This window comes from Marinobacter subterrani (genome assembly GCF_001045555.1).
Classification (GTDB): Bacteria; Pseudomonadota; Gammaproteobacteria; order Pseudomonadales; family Oleiphilaceae; genus Marinobacter; species Marinobacter subterrani.
In genome coordinates, this window is record NZ_LFBU01000001.1 from 1,142,960 (window position 1) to 1,158,867 (window position 15,908).

Consider the following 15,908-nt stretch of genomic DNA (forward strand, 5'->3'; position numbering starts at 1 on the left):
TCAATGGCAACCGCTGCCGGCACCGACGTCGAGAGCGAGACCGGCTTTCTTGTCGAGCTGCGGGAGCCAGTCGCTGTGGACCTGTTCGAAGGTCCGGGACTGGTATTGGGTGAAGAATCTTTGAGCGTGGCTATTGTAGGGGGCGTACGTCATGCTACCGCTAACTTTGCAGCCTGTTGCCACATAAAGTTTGGCATAGGCGTACGGAGTTGCCAGGTAATACTCATTGGCTGTGAACCCGTATGGGATGCGTAGTCGACCTCCCCGTAATTCACAAAGCCCATCGTGCGACCATATTCATCTTTGGCTTGCTCCCTTACAAACAAGAACAATCGTTTGTTGTTGGAGCGGTGCTGAATATAGTCCTTCCCTTTCCCGCGATCAGGCCGGGCGCTGTTTTGCGACTGCCAATGAAACAACTTCTCGCTTATGGCGTAGTCGTGGTACATGGTCGTGGGGGAAAACTGCTTTTCATTTTTGTCCAGGGTGACAAATAACAGCTCAATATTCAGATCTTGAATGACAAAAACACCTTCTCGTGAAGGAGGCTGGCGCTCGAAGGTCATTGCACCAAACCCAACCAGAATTTCCTCGCGAGAGTAACGCGCATGCAGACGCAAAGGCACTTGCTGCAAATCCGGCATGACTGGCTGCTCATGTTTGATTTGCGCCAATTTCCAATCGAGCACATCAAGCAGCTCTTGCGTAAGCCCCAACTTCTTGAGTTCGGCCAAGCTCTGGGAAAGTGACTCGAGCTCCAGCTCAGGCCCGGATTTTTGCCATAAATCATAATGACACATCAGTGCCCAACGGCTTTCTGTCTGATCCCAAACAAAGCCCATCTGGCACAATTTTTTAAGGAAAAGCAGGTATTGATGATCGTCACACATCAAAATCCGATTGAAGATCGCCTTTTTTGCCAGTTTGAACCGCGACTCATCAACAACGTCCTCATCCTTGGCTTTACTGACAAGCTCTGACCAGCTGCACCGCTTGTACAGCTCATTGAGATCAATGTGTGGATGCTGAATTAAGAAGTTCTTCAGTGTCAGGGGCTGCGTTGAATGGTGAGGAAACTGGCGAACCAGCGACACCAGACGCTTTATCGTCAAAGTGGCCTGTCGAATGTTGGTGAGCACCATCTCCTGGGTTTTCTTGGTCAGCTCAATCCGACAACCCAACGGCGCATGAGGGAAGCCTTGTTTCAGTTCGTCGGTGATCGAACGTTTAGATTTACCCACCAGCGCTCTGAATTTATTCGCAAAATCATACTCAGGCCGGGAATTACCGACGAAATCCAAAACAGTGCAGCAATCTTTACCGTCCGCCAAACGCAGACCGCGACCAAGTTGCTGTAAAAAAATGGTCAAGCTCTCTGTTGGCCGCAGAAACAGCAGGGTGTCTACTTCCGGAATGTCGATGCCTTCGTTAAAGATATCGACCACACACAATACGTTGATCTGCCCCGAGCGAATGGCTTGCTGCTTTTGTTGGCGTTCATGGCTGTTGTCGCTGGTCAACAAATCAGCCTTGATGCCATGCAGCAGAAACTGCTGCACCATAAATTTTGCGTGATCCCGGCTCACACAGAATGCCAAAGCCTTCATGGCTTCTATTTCGGTGACAATTTCCCGCAAACTGCGCAAAATCTTTTTCACTCGGTCATGATTGTGCGTGTAAAGGTTGGTCAATTGAGCGAGATCGTAACGACCACGATTCCACGGAATGGTGCGAAGATCGGTGTCGTCATCAACCCCGAAATATTGGAACGGGCACAGGTGACGGCGATTAATCGCTTCCGGCAGCCGGAGCTCAGCAGCAATGACGCCGCCAAAGTCTCCGAGAATATCGCCACTATCATGCCGCTCTGGTGTCGCCGTCAGTCCCAACAATATCGAAGGCGAGAAGTGTTCAAGCACTGCCCGGTAACTTGAGGCGGCAATGTGGTGAACCTCATCGATCACGATGTAGTCGTAGTAATCCGGTGTCAGTTTCAGCTGATCCAGCTGGTTATTTAATGTCTGGATGGATACGAACAACTGGCGGTAGTGATCAGGCAGTTGTCCTCCTACCCATAGCTCACCAAAACCGCTGTTTCTCAATACGCCCCGATAGGCTTCACGAGCCTGTCGCAGGATTTCCTCCCGGTGGGCAACAAACAGAAAATTGGCGTTGGGGTTCGATTTCAAGAATCGGCGGAAGTCAAAAGCTGAAATAAGCGTCTTGCCTGTCCCTGTTGCAGCTACGATAAGGTTTCTATAGCGCTGGTGTACGTCCCGTTCCACAGAAAGCTGTTCCAGAATGTCCTTCTGGTGGGGAAACGGCGTAATATCAAAAAAATGCAACGCGCCGGCATCATCCCGTCCTCTCTGCTGCCTCAGTGCACGCTTGAGTTTCTCAGTACTTTCAGCCTGGCCATCAAACCGCTCAAATTCGTCCGATGCCCAATAGGTTTCAAAGGTACTGAGGGATTTGTTGATGATGTGTGGAATTTCCTGAGACGTGATTTTCAGGTTCCACTCGAGGCCATTGGTCAACGCCGAGCGGGAGAGGTTTGATGATCCGATGTAGCCGGTGTGATAACCCGAATGTCTAAGGAACAAATAACTTTTGGCGTGCAGCCTCTCGCGCTCGGTGTTGTAACTCAACTTCACTTCGGTGTTAGGTAAGCTGGCCAGGTACTCAACAGCCTTCGCATCCGTTGCGCCCATGTAGGATGTGGTGATTATTTTGAGCTCGCGACCACTGGCGGTAAAGGCTTCTAGTTCTTTCCTGAAAATGCGAATGCCGGCCCACTTTATGAACGACACCAGCCAGTAAATCCTGTCCGCGGACAGAATTTCGCGCTTCAGTTCGGATTCCAGAGACAGGCCCGCATTGCTTCCCGAGAACAGTTCGCTCTGGGTGAGCCCGGTGAGAGGGAAAATGTCTTCTACGTATTGCTTGAGGTTGGCTGCAACGGGGTTTTCCAGCTCATATAGAGCTGTCAGGATCTTTCCCTGACTATCAAGAAGGTTCTCTTCCAGAAATCCGTCGTCCTGAATCTGACCTTTGAGCCACATCAGCAGTTGATTTGATAGCTCAATCTGCTCTTGCAGCCGATGGTCGCCCGAGGGCACCGACTCAATGGCAAATTCCAGGATATTGGACAGGAACCGTGACAACCAAACAGCCGCGTCCGCACTACTGAGCTGGCGTTCGCCAACGTAGAATCTTTCCCGATCCAGACGACTCTCAATGAGGTTTGTAATCAGCTGCTCGTAAATACCGGTTTGCTGCATCATTTACGTTCCATGCTGATGGAACTCACCACAGATCTCATTTATGACAACACCAAACGTCGACTCCACAATCGCTTCGGCGTTGTTATCGTCATAGCCCAGCGTATCCGGCATGGGAAAGTTTCCTTGCTATTGATTCGTGTGGCATTTTTCCGAACCAGGTTAACAGCAGGCCTCGAAATGGCCAAGTTGCATGAACCAGGGAATCGGCTAGCCTTGAATTTCATTCAGTCGCGATAGTGAGCCATGACCGAGAACAACAAGCCCCCACTCAAATTCCGCTTCCGGGTCCGCTACGGCGAGTGCGACGCCCAGGGCGTCGTCTTCAACGCCCGCTACGCCGACTTCGTGGACATTTCCGTCAACGAATACATCCGGGCCGTGTTCGGTGATTACCAGCGCCTGCTGGACCAGGATCTGGACGTTCAGGTGGTGAGCCTCACGGTGAACTGGAAAGCGCCCGCCCGGTTTGATGATGTGCTGGAAGCAAGGATTCGCACCGGGCGGATCGGCAACACGTCGTTCACCCTGCACCTGGAGTTCTATCACTACGAGGATGGCCTATTCATTGCCGATGCCGACATCACCGATGTGATGATCCGGTCATCCACCATGTCGAAGCTGGCCATTCCGGATCATATTCGCGCGCAGCTCGAGGCAGGCGCACCGGGAGTGATTATCAGCCATGCAGGGGAAGAGTGATCGTTATGCATTATCGATAATACCGGTTTGCCTTGATATTGCTCATTGTTTAGGATCGCGCACCTTTCAATGCACCACTTCAGGGCAGGCGACGGGTTATGGGATTGCGGAACGAGCAACTGCGCTGGCAACTGGCCAAAGGACTGGTCCAGGCATTACATCTCGAACGGCTGGCAAGCCGTTACAGTCGCACCACCGTGATGGCGGTGTTCAATTTCGTCAACGGCGGCCTCAGCATCGCACTGGTGTCATTTGTGGCCCTGGTTACCCAGGAAGCATTCATCTTTCCCTCCCTCGGTGCCACCGCCTTCATTCTGTTCTATGTCCCTCTTGCCCAACCCGCGTCTCCCCGGAACACGCTTTGCGGGCACCTGATAGGGGCGTCGGCGGGTCTTCTGAGCCTTTACCTTTTTGGCTTACAGCAGCATCCCTCCGCTTTCACGACCGGCGTTGACCTGGCCAGGGTCGGTGCGGCGTCGCTCTCGCTGGGCCTTACCAGTTGCCTGATGGTAATCCTGCGAGTTGCTCATCCACCAGCCGGGGCAACGGCACTGATTGTCTCGCTGGGCCTGATGCCGGATCCGGCCCAACTGCCTATACTGATGGCTGGCGTGGGGTTGTTGCTCACCCACGCTTTCATCATGAATCGCCTTGCCGGCATCCCCTATCCGATATGGTCACAAGACACCGCCGCACCGGCAACGCGGGTGCCATTGCAGTAAGTAGTTGAGGATTTGCGCCAAAAAACGGGAACCAATCATGCAGGACTTTTTCGGAACTGAGCTCCCCATCATCCAGGCGCCCATGGCGGGTGTTCAGGATCACAGACTGGCCGCCGCCGTCTCGAATGCCGGTGGTCTGGGCTCGCTGCCCTGCGCCATGCTGGACGCACAGGCTCTCCGGGCGGAACTTCAGGCTCTCAGAGCTGCCACCGACCGGTCTTTCAATCTCAACTTCTTCGCCCACACCTCTCCAACACCCGATGCAGACGATGAGCAGAGGTGGCGTGCGGCCCTGGCGCCCTATTATCAGGAGATCGGCATCGATCCGGATTCCCTATCTTCAGGTCCGGGCCGGATGCCCTTCGATGAAGACGCCGCCGCTGCAGTGGAGGAGTTCCGCCCGGCAGTGGTGAGTTTCCATTTCGGGTTGCCGAAGCCTGCCCTGGTTGAACGGGTTCGGCAAACCGGGGCCAAGATCCTGTCGACGGCAACCACGGTGGAGGAAGCGCTCTGGCTGGAGCAGCATGGTGCAGACGCCATTATTGCCCAGGGTCTTGAGGCCGGTGGCCACCGCGGGATTTTTCTGACCACGGATATGACCAACCAGATGGGCACCTTTGCCCTACTGCCCCAGATCGTCTCGGCAGTGAATGTGCCGGTGATTGCCGCCGGCGGCATCGCCGATGCCCGGGGAGTAAAAGCCGCACTGGATCTTGGCGCAATGGCGGCACAGGTGGGAACCGCCTTTTTACTCTGTCACGAGGCCACCACCAGGCCGGCACACCGGGAAGCACTGAAAGGCGCCCATGCCCGGCATACCGCCATCACCAACCTGTTCTCTGGAGGGCCGGCCCGGGGCATTGTGAACCGTGTAATGCGGGAGCTGGGTCCGGTATCCCCGGAGGCACCAGCGTTTCCGCTCGCCACCAGCGCCATTGCGCCACTTCGGGCCGCGGCGGAGGCCGCCGGCTCCGGAGATTTTTCACCCTTGTGGTGTGGCCAGAACGCCTCGGGCTGCCGGGAGGCTTCGGCGGCAGTGGTTCTGGAACGGCTGATGCCCTGAACGACTGCTAACAACTGTATCCGGGGTTGGGCCGCGGGCAATGAGACTTCGCCAAAGCCCTACGGCAAATACCCGGCCAACCCTGTTAAACTACGGCGTTCAGATTTTCGTACTGACAATTGTTTTCCGTAGATAGGTTACCGACATGCCCACAACTCCCACATTGGACGCCATTCGCACTAAATCCGGCCCTCCCCGCCGATTCTGCGTGGCCCCGATGATGGACTGGACCACCAGCCACTACCGCTACCTGGCGCGGCAGCTGAGTCGCAACACATTACTGTACACAGAGATGGTAACCACTGGCGCACTGATTCATGGCGATACCGCGCGTTTCCTTCGCCACGATGAAGCCGAATACCCGCTGGCGCTGCAGCTCGGTGGCAGCGATGCCGGAGAGCTGGCCCACTGCGCCCAACTGGCGCAGCAGTACGGCTTCGATGAGGTCAATCTGAACGTAGGTTGCCCAAGCGATCGGGTTCAAAACAACATGATTGGCGCCTGCCTGATGGGGCACCCAGACAAGGTCGCGGATGGTGTGCGCGCCATGATTGAGGCCACCGATCTGCCGGTGACGGTAAAACACCGGATCGGCATTGATGGCCGGGAATCCTGGGATGATCTGTGTGAGTTTGTGGAAAAGGTGGCCGAGGCAGGCTGCCGGACGTTTATCGTTCATGCCCGCATTGCCATTCTGGAAGGCCTCAGCCCCAAGGAAAATCGTGATATTCCGCCGCTCAAGTACGACTGGGTGTACCGCCTGAAAGCCAGATACCCACACCTGGAAATCATCATCAATGGCGGGATCAAGACCTTCGACGAGTGCCACGAGCATCTCCGGCATACCGACGGCGTGATGCTGGGCCGGGAGGCCTATCACAACCCATGGCTGCTGGCGGGGGTGGACCCGGCATTCTTCGGCCAGGCCGCACCGTCTGAAAGCCGCCACCAGGCGCTGCGGGCAATACTTCCGTTCATCCAGAGCGAACTGGACCGGGGCGTCTTCCTCACGCACATGTCCCGGCATCTGCTGGGCCTTTTCCATGGCCAGCCCGGGGGCCGGCAGTTCCGCCGCTATATCAGCGAAAATGCCCATAAAGCCGGCGCAGGCCTTGAGGTTATCGAGACAGCCCTGGCAAAGGTGCGTGAACCGGAAGCGCCGGAGATTGCCGAAGCTTAATCGCCGGCAATGGCTACCCTACCTTTTGTTGTCTTGTTCCTGTCAGAGCGGCCCGCTATTGTAGGCATATAGCCAGCGCCCGGGATTCGGGCGCATCAATAACAGATCAACCGGGATGACAGGACGAATGACCAGCAAGCTCGACCAACTGAAAACCATGACCACGGTTGTGGCCGACACCGGCGATATCGAAGCCATCGCCAAATGGCGGCCGGAAGATGCCACTACCAACCCGTCTCTTCTGCTCAAGGCGGCCGCTTCCGAGGCCTATCGCCCGATGCTCGACAAAGCTGTGGCCGAAGCCCGGCGCCGCGGTGGCTCGGAGGCCGAGCAGCTCACCATGGCGACGGACATGCTCGCCGTGCTTGCCGGCAAGGAGATCCTGAAGCTGATTCCGGGTGTCGTTTCCACCGAAGTCGATGCGCGGCTGTCGTTCGATACCGCCGCTACCCTGGAACGGGCCCGGCGCCTGGTTGAGCTCTATGACAAGCAGGGCGTGGATACCAGCCGGGTACTGATCAAGATCGCCGCCACCTGGGAAGGCATTCGGGCTGCCGAGCAACTGGAGAAGGAAGGCATCCACTGCAACCTGACTCTCCTGTTCTCGTTCATCCAGGCGGCGGCCTGCGCCCAGGCCGGGGCATTCCTGATCTCGCCCTTTGTCGGGCGCATTCTTGACTGGCACCTGGCCAGCAGCGGCCGGGACAGTTACCCCGCGGCCGAAGATCCGGGGGTACTTTCGGTAACCCGCATCTACAATTACTACAAGGCCAACGGTTTCAATACTGTGGTGATGGGCGCCAGCTTCCGGAACACCGGGGAAATCGAAATGCTGGCCGGGTGCGACCGGTTGACGATCAGCCCTGCCCTGCTGCAGGAACTGAAAGACGACGAGGGCGAGCTGCCACAGCGGCTTTCTGCCCGGTCCGCCAGCTCACCGGATCGCTTTGGTACGATTGACGAAAAACTGTTCCGCTGGGAATCCAACGAAGATGCCATGGCCACGGACAAACTGGCCGATGGAATCCGCCGATTCACGGCGGACCAGATTACACTGGAAAGCCGGGTCCGGCAGCTCGCGAAAGCCGCCTGACTCCGCGCCTCAAACCGAACACAGTAGTAGGACTGTCAGATCATGATCGAGCGCCTGAAAAAACTGTTCGCGGCACCGGAAGCTGACAGCAGGAAACCCGATTCTCATCAACTGGCCGTGGCTGCAACGGCATTAATGGTTCAGCTTTCCCGAGTCGATCAGGATGAGGACCAGCGGGAACAGCAGGCCATTGTCGAGGCTGCGGTGAAAGCCCACCAGGTAACGCGGGCTGAGGCGGAAGAGCTTCTTGAAGACGCCCTAAGCCACGCAGACGATGCCACCTCGCTCTATGAGTTTACTGGTCAGATCAACGAGCACCTGGATCAGGATGGCAAGCAGGCACTGCTTGAGAGCATCTGGCGCGTTGCGCTCGCGGACGGGCGCATTGACAAATACGAAGAACACCTTATTCGCCGCATGGCGGACCTGCTGCATCTTAATCATCGGGAATACATGCAGGCGCGGCACCGCGCGGAAGACGCCGGCTCATAAAAGGAGACAGCATGTTAGCCATCCTTCACCCCAACACGGCTCTGGACAGCGCAGAATACCGCCAGACCATGCATTACCTTGAAAACCTGCCAGGGGTTTCGGTGCGAGTTCACGAGGTACAGGGCGCCACCCAGCGGCTGACCGAGATTTACCTGCTGGGCGACACCAAGGGTCTGAACAAGGAAGAGATCGAGGCGCTTCCCGCGGTGGAGCGGGCTGTCCGCATCTCCGACGATTACCGGATTCTGGGCCGCCATAAGGATGACCGCCGGCAGAGCGGCTTCACCTACAATGGTGTCGAGTTCAACCAGTCCAACCTGAACATTTTTGCCGGCCTGTGCGCCGTCGATGTGCCGGAGCACGTCGAAATGATGATGCAGGCACTGGAGGACAACGGGCAGGTCTGCACCCGCATGGGCGCCTACAAGCCGCGCACCAATCCGTATTCTTTCCAGGGCCATGGCAAGGGCTGCCTGCCCTGGGTGTTCGAGAAAGCGGGCAAGCATGGCATCAAGGTGATCGCCATGGAGATCACCCACGAGAGCCACATCGAGGAAATCGATACCTGCCTGGAGAAACTCGGGCGCCCCACCGGTGTGATGCTTCAGGTCGGCACCCGGAACACCCAGAACTTCGAGCTGCTCAAAGCCATTGGTCGCCAGAGCACCTACCCCGTGCTCCTCAAGCGGGGTTTTGGTATCACCCTGAACGAATCCCTGAACGCCGGTGAATACCTGGCCAGCGAGGGGAATGCCAACGTTATCTTCTGCCTGCGGGGCATGAAAACGGAGGCCGGCCAGCCCCATCGCAATATGGTGGATTTTGCCCACGTGCCGGCCGTAAAGCGCCTCACCCGCATGCCGGTGTGCGTTGACCCCTCCCACTCGGTAGGCACCCGCGAGAAGTCTCCGGATGGCATTCTCGATGTCATGCACGCCACCGCCCAGGGCGTTATTGCCGGCGCCAACATGGTGCTGGTGGATTTCCACCCGAAACCGGAAAAGGCCCTTGTGGATGGCCCCCAGGCCCTGCTGATGCATGAATTGCCGGCGTACCTGGAAGATATCCACCTCTGCCACGACACCTGGAAAAAGCGCCAGGCCATTTACCAACGCCTTAAGGATAACGCATCGGAATGATTGTCTACGGACACAGGGGCGCTAAGGGAGAAGCCCCGGAAAATACCCTTCCCGGATTCATCCATGCCTACCGGCACGGTATTCGGCACTTCGAGCTCGATCTGGTGCTGTCGAAGGATGGCAAGCCGGTGCTGGTGCACGACCTGTCGGTGGACCGCACCACCGGCCAGAAAGGCATTATCAGCAAATACACGGCGGCGGAGCTGGCTGCCATGGACGCACGGCGCAATACCAGTTCCTGGCCAAGGCCTACCGGTATACCTTCGCTGGACGACCTGCTGGACCAGTTCGACGATCTGGAACATCTGCAACTGGAAGTCAAAAAAGACAACCGCCACCGGCTGAATATCCTTTGTAACCGGCTGACCGAGGTCATCCAGCACCGCAACCTGTATCAGACCGCTGCCATCACCTCGTCCGACACCTGGTTCCTGAAGGAAATCCGGCGGCGCAACAAGAACATCCGCATCGGCCTGGTAACGGAACGCAAGTTCCCCCGCCCGATCAGCATGGCCAGCCGGCTGGGGTGTGAATATCTGTGCATTAACTGGAAGCTGTGCTCAAAAGAACTGGTCGAACAGGCCCACCGACGTGGCATGCACGTGTCCACCTGGACGGTGAACCGGATCCACGACATGTTGCAACTGGAAGAGATGGGCGTCGACAGCATTATTACTGACTACCCCACCAGCACCCGGATGTTTTTCGATAACCGGGCCAGGGCCTTGCTGAGCTTGCCTGCAAGGGAGAGGCAGGGACTGGATACGGAGACGGAAATGAAGCTGGGGTCAGATATGAACATGGGGTCAGATGAAAGCGCTCATCTAACCCCGGGAGGCTGAACTCGGGGTCAGAACATGGGGTCAGAACATGGGGTCAGATGAAGGCTTTCATCTGACCCCGTCTTCATGACCCGTCTTCATCATGCAAACCTCAGAAGATACGGTTCAGGCCGTTCAGTGCTGCCACCCGGTAGGCTTCAGCCATGGTCGGGTAGTTGAAGGTGGTATTGATAAAGTAGTTAAGGGAGTTCGACTCGCCCTCCTGATTCATGATCGCCTGGCCGATGTGGACGATTTCCGCCGCCTGGTCACCAAAGCAGTGAATGCCCAGAATCTGGCGGGTCTCACGGTGGAACAGCAGCTTCAGCATGCCGACCGCTTCACCGGTTATCTGGGCCCGCGCCAGGTCCTTGAAGAACGCCTGGCCCACCTCGTACGGAACCTTGGCCTCAGTCAGTTCGCGTTCGGTTTTTCCAACGGAGCTGATTTCCGGGATGGTGTAAATGCCGGTCGGCACATCCGAAACGAACCGGTAGAACTCATCCTTCACAATGTCCGAGGAGGCTGAGCGGCCCTGGTCGTAGGCGGCACTGGCCAGGCTCGGCCAGCCGATGACATCGCCCGCAGCGTAGATATTCTCGACTTCCGTCCGGTAGTGCTCATCCACCGCCAACTGGCCGCGACCGTTCGGTACCAGGCCAATATTATCCAGCCCCAGTCTTTCCGTGTTACCACTGCGGCCGTTACACCAGAGGAAAGCGTCAGCACGGATTTTCTTGCCAGACTGCAGTGACAGCACCACGCCATGATCATCGCCCACCACGGTCTCGTAAAGCTCGTTGTGGCGCACCAGCACACCGTTGTTGCGAAGGTGGTAGCTCAGGGCGTCAGAGATTTCGTCATCCAGGAAATTGAGCAGGCGGCTACCGGGGTTAATCAAATCCACTTTCACACCCAGCCCGGCAAAAATCGAGGCGTATTCCGAGCCGATCACACCTGCGCCATAAATGATCAGCGTCCGGGGCGTGTGTGACAGGTTAAGAATGGTGTCAGAGTTATAAATCCGATGATGCCGGAAATCGACATCTGGCGGCAGATACGGGCGCGAACCGGTGGCTATGATGGCTTGCTTGAAATGCAGGACTTCATTGGATTTGCTGCCGCGTACTTCAATCCGGTTCTGGTCAATGAACGAGGCGCGCCCATTGATCAGGTCAATACGGTTGCGGGAATAGAACTGGGTTCTGAGCTTGACCTGTTTGCCGATAACCTTCTGGGCGTTCTGCAGTACCCGCGGGAAGGAGAACCAGCGGGGCTCACCGATATCACGGAACATCTGGTTGGTGTTGAAGGTGATGATCTGCTTTACCGAGTGACGCAGGGCCTTGGACGGAATGGTGCCCCAGTGTGTGCAGTTTCCGCCGACGGTCGGTTTGTCCTCTATGATCGCCACACGCTTGCCGTGTTTCGTCGCATTCATCGCCGCACCTTCCCCTGAAGGGCCAGCGCCGATCACAACAACGTCGTAATGATGTTCCGCCATCTGTGCAATAACTCCTTATCTGCGAACCGAATTCGCAGTCGCTGCGGGTATGGTTCTGAGGGTAATTTCTATTGGCGGTCCCTGGAGGCATCGTAAGCCAGATCCTCGGCATCGTCCGAACCATCCCGGCCTTCTTCACACTTTTTGACGTTACCACCACAGATTTCACAGGATGCGCTGATACCCAAGGCGCCTATGCCCCCACAAGTACCGCTGATCGGTTTGCGGCCAAAAATCACGCCGATCGACATGGCGGCAACCAATAGCACGACAATGAACAAGACAAGAAGAAACGTACCCATACTGCCCTCCTTTACTGAACCACATACGAGGAAAAGGCGGGCGTCTGATAGGTCTGGAAGCCGCTCTTTTCCCGCACAATAAAATAGGCGGGAATATTGTCCCGTGTTGCCAGCGCCTCGGCCTTTTCCCGCCCCATGACCGTAAATGCGGTCGCCAGTGCGTCGGCTGTCATGCAGTCGTCCGCAATCACCGAAACCGACGCCAGGTTATGGCGGATCGGTTTCCCGGTCTCAGGGTCTATTGTATGGGAATAGCGCCGCCCTTCCGATTCGTAATAGTTCCGATAGTCGCCCGAGGTCGCCATGGCACCATCACTCATCGCAACAATCCGGTTCACCGCACGTTCGCCACTGACCGGCTGCTCAATCGCAAGGCGCCAGCTGTCGCCATTGGGCTTCTTGCCGCTAACCCGAACCTCTCCACCGATTTCCACCAGATAGCTACTCACCTGGTGCCCGTCCAGGTAGCGGGCCACCACATCAACGCCATAGCCCTTGGCAATCGCGGAGAGATCCAGGTAAAGATGCCCACGGGCCCGGATTGACTTCGGGTTCTCGCGCAGCATGAGCCGCTCAAAACCGACCTGAGAGAGCCGCTCGGCCAGCAGGTCTTCGGGCGGAACCTCTTCGGGGCGGGCTTCCGGGCCGAAGCCCCAGAGGTTAACCACGGGCCCTACGGTGATGTCGAAGGCACCATCGCTTAGCCGGGAAATCTCCTGGGCCTTATTCAGCACGGTGTACAGCGAGTCAGAGACGGGAACCCAGTCATTCTGGTTCTCCAGACTGTTGAACCGGGAGAGCTCGGAGGCCGGCTTCCAGGTTGACATTGTCATGTCGACTTCCTGCATCGCCGCCTCAATGCCATCCGCCAGCGCCTGCAGGCGTTCCGGGTCGTCAGGCATTACCACACTGATGTGGTACGTAGTACCGAAAACGCCACCGGAAATTTCCCAGACTTTTTTCTCGTCCTGAAATGAACAACCCGCCAGGGTTGCCAGAGCCAGCGCAAAAAGTGCGCTGACCCAGACTACCCGGGCGGGCAAATACCTTGAGGATGTCATCAGAGAACCTTAACCCCCAAAGTCATCCAGCATGATATTTTCGTCCTCAACGCCCATATCTTTGAGCATCTTGATCACGGACGCGTTCATGATTGGGGGCCCACACATGTAGAACTCACAATCCTCCGGCGCCGGGTGATCCTTCAGATAGTTCTCGTACAACACGTTATGGATAAAGCCGGTCGGGCCTTCCCAGTTGTCTTCCGGCAAGGCGTCGGACAGAGCAACGTGCCACTCGAAGTTCTCGTTTTCGTCCTGCAGCATGTCGAAGTCTTCCACGTAGAACATCTCGCGGACACTGCGGGCGCCGTACCAGAAGCTGATCTTGCGTTTGGAATTCAGGCGCTTGAGCTGGTCGAAGATGTGGGAGCGCATCGGAGCCATGCCGGCACCACCACCAATAAACACCATCTCGGCATCGGTCTTTTTGGCAAAGAACTCACCGAACGGCCCCATTACGGTCACCTTGTCACCCGGCTTCAGGTTGAACACATAGCTGGACATGATGCCCGGCAGATGGTCGGTTCCCGGCGGCGGCGTGGCAATACGGATGTTGAACTTGAGAACACCTTTCTCTTCCGGGTAGTTCGCCATGGAATAGGCGCGAATGGTGTCTTCCTTGTTGATTGCCTTGTACCGCCAGATGTTGTGCTTGTCCCAGTCTTCGTGGAACTCTTCCTCGATATCGAAATCCTTGAACTCGATCTCGTAGGGAGGGCATTCCAGCTGCACGTAACCACCGGCGCGGAAATCCACCTCTTCCCCTTCCGGCAGTTTCAGCACCAGTTCCTTGATGAAGGTGGCCACGTTGTGGTTGGACACAACCTCGCATTCCCACTTCTTGACGCCGAAGAACTCTTCCGGCACCTCAACCTTCATGTCCTGCTTGACAGGAACCTGGCAGGAAAGGCGCCAGCCTTCTTTCTCTTCCCGGTTGGTAAAGTGTGTTTTTTCGGTCGGCAGCATGGCGCCACCGCCTTCGAACACCTTGCACTTGCACTGGGCGCAAGTGCCACCGCCACCGCAGGCGGAAGACAGGAAGATGCCGTTACTTGCGAGAGTACCGAGCAGCTTGCCGCCAGCTTCGGTCTTCAGCGTATGTTCAGGATCGTCGTTGATCTCAATCGTCACATCACCGGTGCTTACGAGCCTGGACCGGGCCGCGAGAATGATCGCAACCAGCGCCAGCACGATAACGGTGAACATGACCACACCAAGAATGATTTCTGTACTCATGGTCTCGCCTTTTCGTTAAACCCAATCACCGGATGCCTTACAGGGAGATGCCGGAGAAGGACATAAAGCCCAGGGACATCAGCCCAACGGTTATGAATGTGATACCAAGACCACGAAGGCCGGGAGGCACGTCACTGTACTTCAGCTTCTCCCGGATGCCCGCCAGGGCAACGATGGCCAGGGCCCAGCCCAGGCCGGCGCCAAAACCGTAGACAACGCTCTCACCGAACTCATAGTCACGCTCGACCATGAACAGTGCCGCTCCCAGAATGGCGCAGTTCACGGTGATCAGAGGCAGAAACACACCCAGCGCGGCGTACAGCGCCGGGATGTATTTATCCATCACCATCTCCATGATCTGAACGATGGCGGCGATAACACCGATGTAGGTGATCAGACCGAGGAAACTCAGGTCGGTATTGGGCAACCCGGCCCAGTCCAGCGCCCCTTCTCTCAACACGTAGTTGTAGATGAGATTATTCACCGGGACGGTAATCGTCAGAACCACGACAACCGCAATACCGAGGCCAATAGCGGCCTCGATCTTCTTGGAAATCGCGATAAACGTACACATCCCGAGGAAGAAGGCCAGTGCCATGTTTTCAATGAAAACCGCCTTTACCAGAAGACTCAGATAATGTTCCATCAGAAGGCCTCCCGGACTTTGTGAGCAGACAGTTTGTAATCAGGCTCTTCAACCTGATCAGGCTTCCAGGTGCGCAGCGCCCAGATGCTCAGACCGATAATAAAGAACGCGCTCGGTGGCAGCAGCAGCAAGCCGTTGGTCACATACCAGCCACCATCACTCACCGGCGTCAGGATCGTGAAGCCGAACAGCGAGCCCGAGCCGAACAGCTCGCGCCAGAAGCCCACGAACAGCAGCAGAACCGAGTAGCCAAGGCCATTACCGATACCGTCAAGGAAGCTTAGCCAGGGGCCATTCTGCATGGCAAAGCCTTCGGCACGGCCCATAACAATACAGTTGGTGATAATCAGACCAACAAACACAGACAACTGTTTGCTGATTTCATAGGCGTAAGCCTTGAGCAACTGATCCACCACAATAACCAGGGAGGCAATGATCGTCATCTGCACGATGATCCGGATGCTGCCCGGGATCTGGGCACGGATCAGGGAGATCGCCATGCTGGAGAAGGCAGTTACCGCAGTCACCGAAATACACATTACGATAGTGACGCTCAGGCTGGATGTCACCGCCAGTGCGGAGCAGATACCCAGAATCTGCAATGCAATCGGGTTATTACTGAAAATCGGTTCGAAAAGAACCTGTTTGGCTGATGCATTTGCCATG

15 protein-coding genes are annotated in these 15,908 nt (G+C 56.5%); 8 read left to right on the top strand and 7 right to left on the bottom strand.

Annotation, left to right across the window (positions count from 1 at the left end; all coding sequences use genetic code 11):
- Nucleotides 1-149 precede the first annotated feature (149 nt).
- Nucleotides 150-3,281 carry a DUF3427 domain-containing protein gene (locus msub_RS05265; protein ID WP_048496983.1) on the bottom strand — a complete coding sequence of 1,044 codons (3,132 nt, stop codon included), beginning with the start codon at nt 3,279-3,281 and terminating at the stop codon, nt 150-152.
- A gap of 246 nt (nt 3,282-3,527) precedes the next feature.
- Between msub_RS05265 and msub_RS05270 the strand changes: the two genes are divergently transcribed.
- The 8 genes from msub_RS05270 (at nt 3,528) to msub_RS05305 (ending at nt 10,514) form a co-directional block, all read left to right on the top strand.
- The gene (locus msub_RS05270; protein WP_048495041.1) at nt 3,528-3,983 is read left to right on the top strand and encodes an acyl-CoA thioesterase; all 456 of its coding nucleotides are present in this window, start codon (nt 3,528-3,530) and stop codon (nt 3,981-3,983) included.
- Nucleotides 3,984-4,081: 98 nt separating this feature from the next.
- Nucleotides 4,082-4,705, top strand: coding sequence for an HPP family protein (locus msub_RS05275; RefSeq protein ID WP_048495042.1), 624 nt, complete (start codon nt 4,082-4,084; stop codon nt 4,703-4,705).
- A 37-nt stretch (nt 4,706-4,742) separates the two neighbouring features.
- Complete coding sequence (locus msub_RS05280; protein WP_048495043.1) at nt 4,743-5,768, top strand: NAD(P)H-dependent flavin oxidoreductase; 1,026 nt, start codon at nt 4,743-4,745, stop codon at nt 5,766-5,768.
- 145 nt (nt 5,769-5,913) lie between these two features.
- Complete coding sequence (gene dusA, locus msub_RS05285) at nt 5,914-6,948, top strand: tRNA dihydrouridine(20/20a) synthase DusA (protein WP_048495044.1); 1,035 nt, start codon at nt 5,914-5,916, stop codon at nt 6,946-6,948.
- 127 nt (nt 6,949-7,075) lie between these two features.
- Nucleotides 7,076-8,041: a transaldolase gene (gene tal / locus msub_RS05290; RefSeq protein ID WP_048495045.1), complete on the top strand. Its 966-nt coding sequence runs from the start codon at nt 7,076-7,078 to the stop codon at nt 8,039-8,041.
- A gap of 42 nt (nt 8,042-8,083) precedes the next feature.
- Nucleotides 8,084-8,533: a tellurite resistance TerB family protein gene (locus msub_RS05295; protein ID WP_048495046.1), complete on the top strand. Its 450-nt coding sequence runs from the start codon at nt 8,084-8,086 to the stop codon at nt 8,531-8,533.
- A gap of 11 nt (nt 8,534-8,544) precedes the next feature.
- On the top strand, nt 8,545-9,672 hold the full coding sequence (locus msub_RS05300; RefSeq protein ID WP_048495047.1) for a hypothetical protein: 1,128 nt from the start codon (nt 8,545-8,547) through the stop codon (nt 9,670-9,672).
- Complete coding sequence (locus msub_RS05305; protein WP_048495048.1) at nt 9,669-10,514, top strand: glycerophosphodiester phosphodiesterase; 846 nt, start codon at nt 9,669-9,671, stop codon at nt 10,512-10,514. Before msub_RS05300 ends, msub_RS05305 begins: the two co-directional genes overlap by 4 nt.
- Before the next feature lie 91 nt (nt 10,515-10,605).
- Here msub_RS05305 and sthA read toward each other — a convergent pair whose 3' ends face one another.
- The 6 genes from sthA to msub_RS05335 all read right to left on the bottom strand — a co-directional run bounded on the left by sthA (nt 10,606) and on the right by msub_RS05335 (nt 15,907).
- A complete protein-coding gene (sthA, locus tag msub_RS05310) occupies nt 10,606-11,997 on the bottom strand; it encodes a Si-specific NAD(P)(+) transhydrogenase (RefSeq protein ID WP_048495049.1) in 1,392 nt (463 codons plus the stop codon).
- 68 nt (nt 11,998-12,065) lie between these two features.
- Nucleotides 12,066-12,299 (bottom strand): (Na+)-NQR maturation NqrM, encoded by a 234-nt coding sequence (nqrM, locus tag msub_RS05315; RefSeq protein WP_048495050.1) that lies wholly within the window; start codon nt 12,297-12,299, stop codon nt 12,066-12,068.
- Between the two features lie 11 nt (nt 12,300-12,310).
- A complete protein-coding gene (locus msub_RS05320) occupies nt 12,311-13,360 on the bottom strand; it encodes an FAD:protein FMN transferase (protein WP_048495051.1) in 1,050 nt (349 codons plus the stop codon).
- Between the two features lie 9 nt (nt 13,361-13,369).
- Entirely contained in the window at nt 13,370-14,596 is a 1,227-nt protein-coding gene (nqrF, locus tag msub_RS05325; protein ID WP_048495052.1) for an NADH:ubiquinone reductase (Na(+)-transporting) subunit F, read from the bottom strand.
- Between the two features lie 37 nt (nt 14,597-14,633).
- A complete protein-coding gene (gene nqrE / locus msub_RS05330) occupies nt 14,634-15,242 on the bottom strand; it encodes an NADH:ubiquinone reductase (Na(+)-transporting) subunit E (RefSeq protein WP_048495053.1) in 609 nt (202 codons plus the stop codon).
- Complete coding sequence (locus msub_RS05335) at nt 15,242-15,907, bottom strand: NADH:ubiquinone reductase (Na(+)-transporting) subunit D (protein WP_048495054.1); 666 nt, start codon at nt 15,905-15,907, stop codon at nt 15,242-15,244. The genes nqrE and msub_RS05335 overlap by 1 nt, the downstream gene beginning before the upstream one ends.
- Nucleotide 15,908: the final 1 nt, after the last annotated feature.

Bases quoted from the DNA above. Each gene is read 5' to 3' on its own strand.
- msub_RS05265 (WP_048496983.1), bottom strand. From the start codon at position 3,281: ATGCAGCAAACCGGTATTTACGAGCAGCTGATTACAAACCTCATTGAG.
- msub_RS05305 (WP_048495048.1), top strand. From the start codon at position 9,669: ATGATTGTCTACGGACACAGGGGCGCTAAGGGAGAAGCCCCGGAAAAT.
- msub_RS05295 (WP_048495046.1), top strand. From the start codon at position 8,084: ATGATCGAGCGCCTGAAAAAACTGTTCGCGGCACCGGAAGCTGACAGC.
- nqrM (WP_048495050.1), bottom strand. From the start codon at position 12,299: ATGGGTACGTTTCTTCTTGTCTTGTTCATTGTCGTGCTATTGGTTGCC.
- msub_RS05300 (WP_048495047.1), top strand. From the start codon at position 8,545: ATGTTAGCCATCCTTCACCCCAACACGGCTCTGGACAGCGCAGAATAC.
- tal (WP_048495045.1), top strand. From the start codon at position 7,076: ATGACCAGCAAGCTCGACCAACTGAAAACCATGACCACGGTTGTGGCC.
- sthA (WP_048495049.1), bottom strand. From the start codon at position 11,997: ATGGCGGAACATCATTACGACGTTGTTGTGATCGGCGCTGGCCCTTCA.
- msub_RS05320 (WP_048495051.1), bottom strand. From the start codon at position 13,360: ATGACATCCTCAAGGTATTTGCCCGCCCGGGTAGTCTGGGTCAGCGCA.
- msub_RS05335 (WP_048495054.1), bottom strand. From the start codon at position 15,907: ATGGCAAATGCATCAGCCAAACAGGTTCTTTTCGAACCGATTTTCAGT.
- msub_RS05275 (WP_048495042.1), top strand. From the start codon at position 4,082: ATGGGATTGCGGAACGAGCAACTGCGCTGGCAACTGGCCAAAGGACTG.
- nqrE (WP_048495053.1), bottom strand. From the start codon at position 15,242: ATGGAACATTATCTGAGTCTTCTGGTAAAGGCGGTTTTCATTGAAAAC.
- msub_RS05270 (WP_048495041.1), top strand. From the start codon at position 3,528: ATGACCGAGAACAACAAGCCCCCACTCAAATTCCGCTTCCGGGTCCGC.
- nqrF (WP_048495052.1), bottom strand. From the start codon at position 14,596: ATGAGTACAGAAATCATTCTTGGTGTGGTCATGTTCACCGTTATCGTG.
- dusA (WP_048495044.1), top strand. From the start codon at position 5,914: ATGCCCACAACTCCCACATTGGACGCCATTCGCACTAAATCCGGCCCT.
- msub_RS05280 (WP_048495043.1), top strand. From the start codon at position 4,743: ATGCAGGACTTTTTCGGAACTGAGCTCCCCATCATCCAGGCGCCCATG.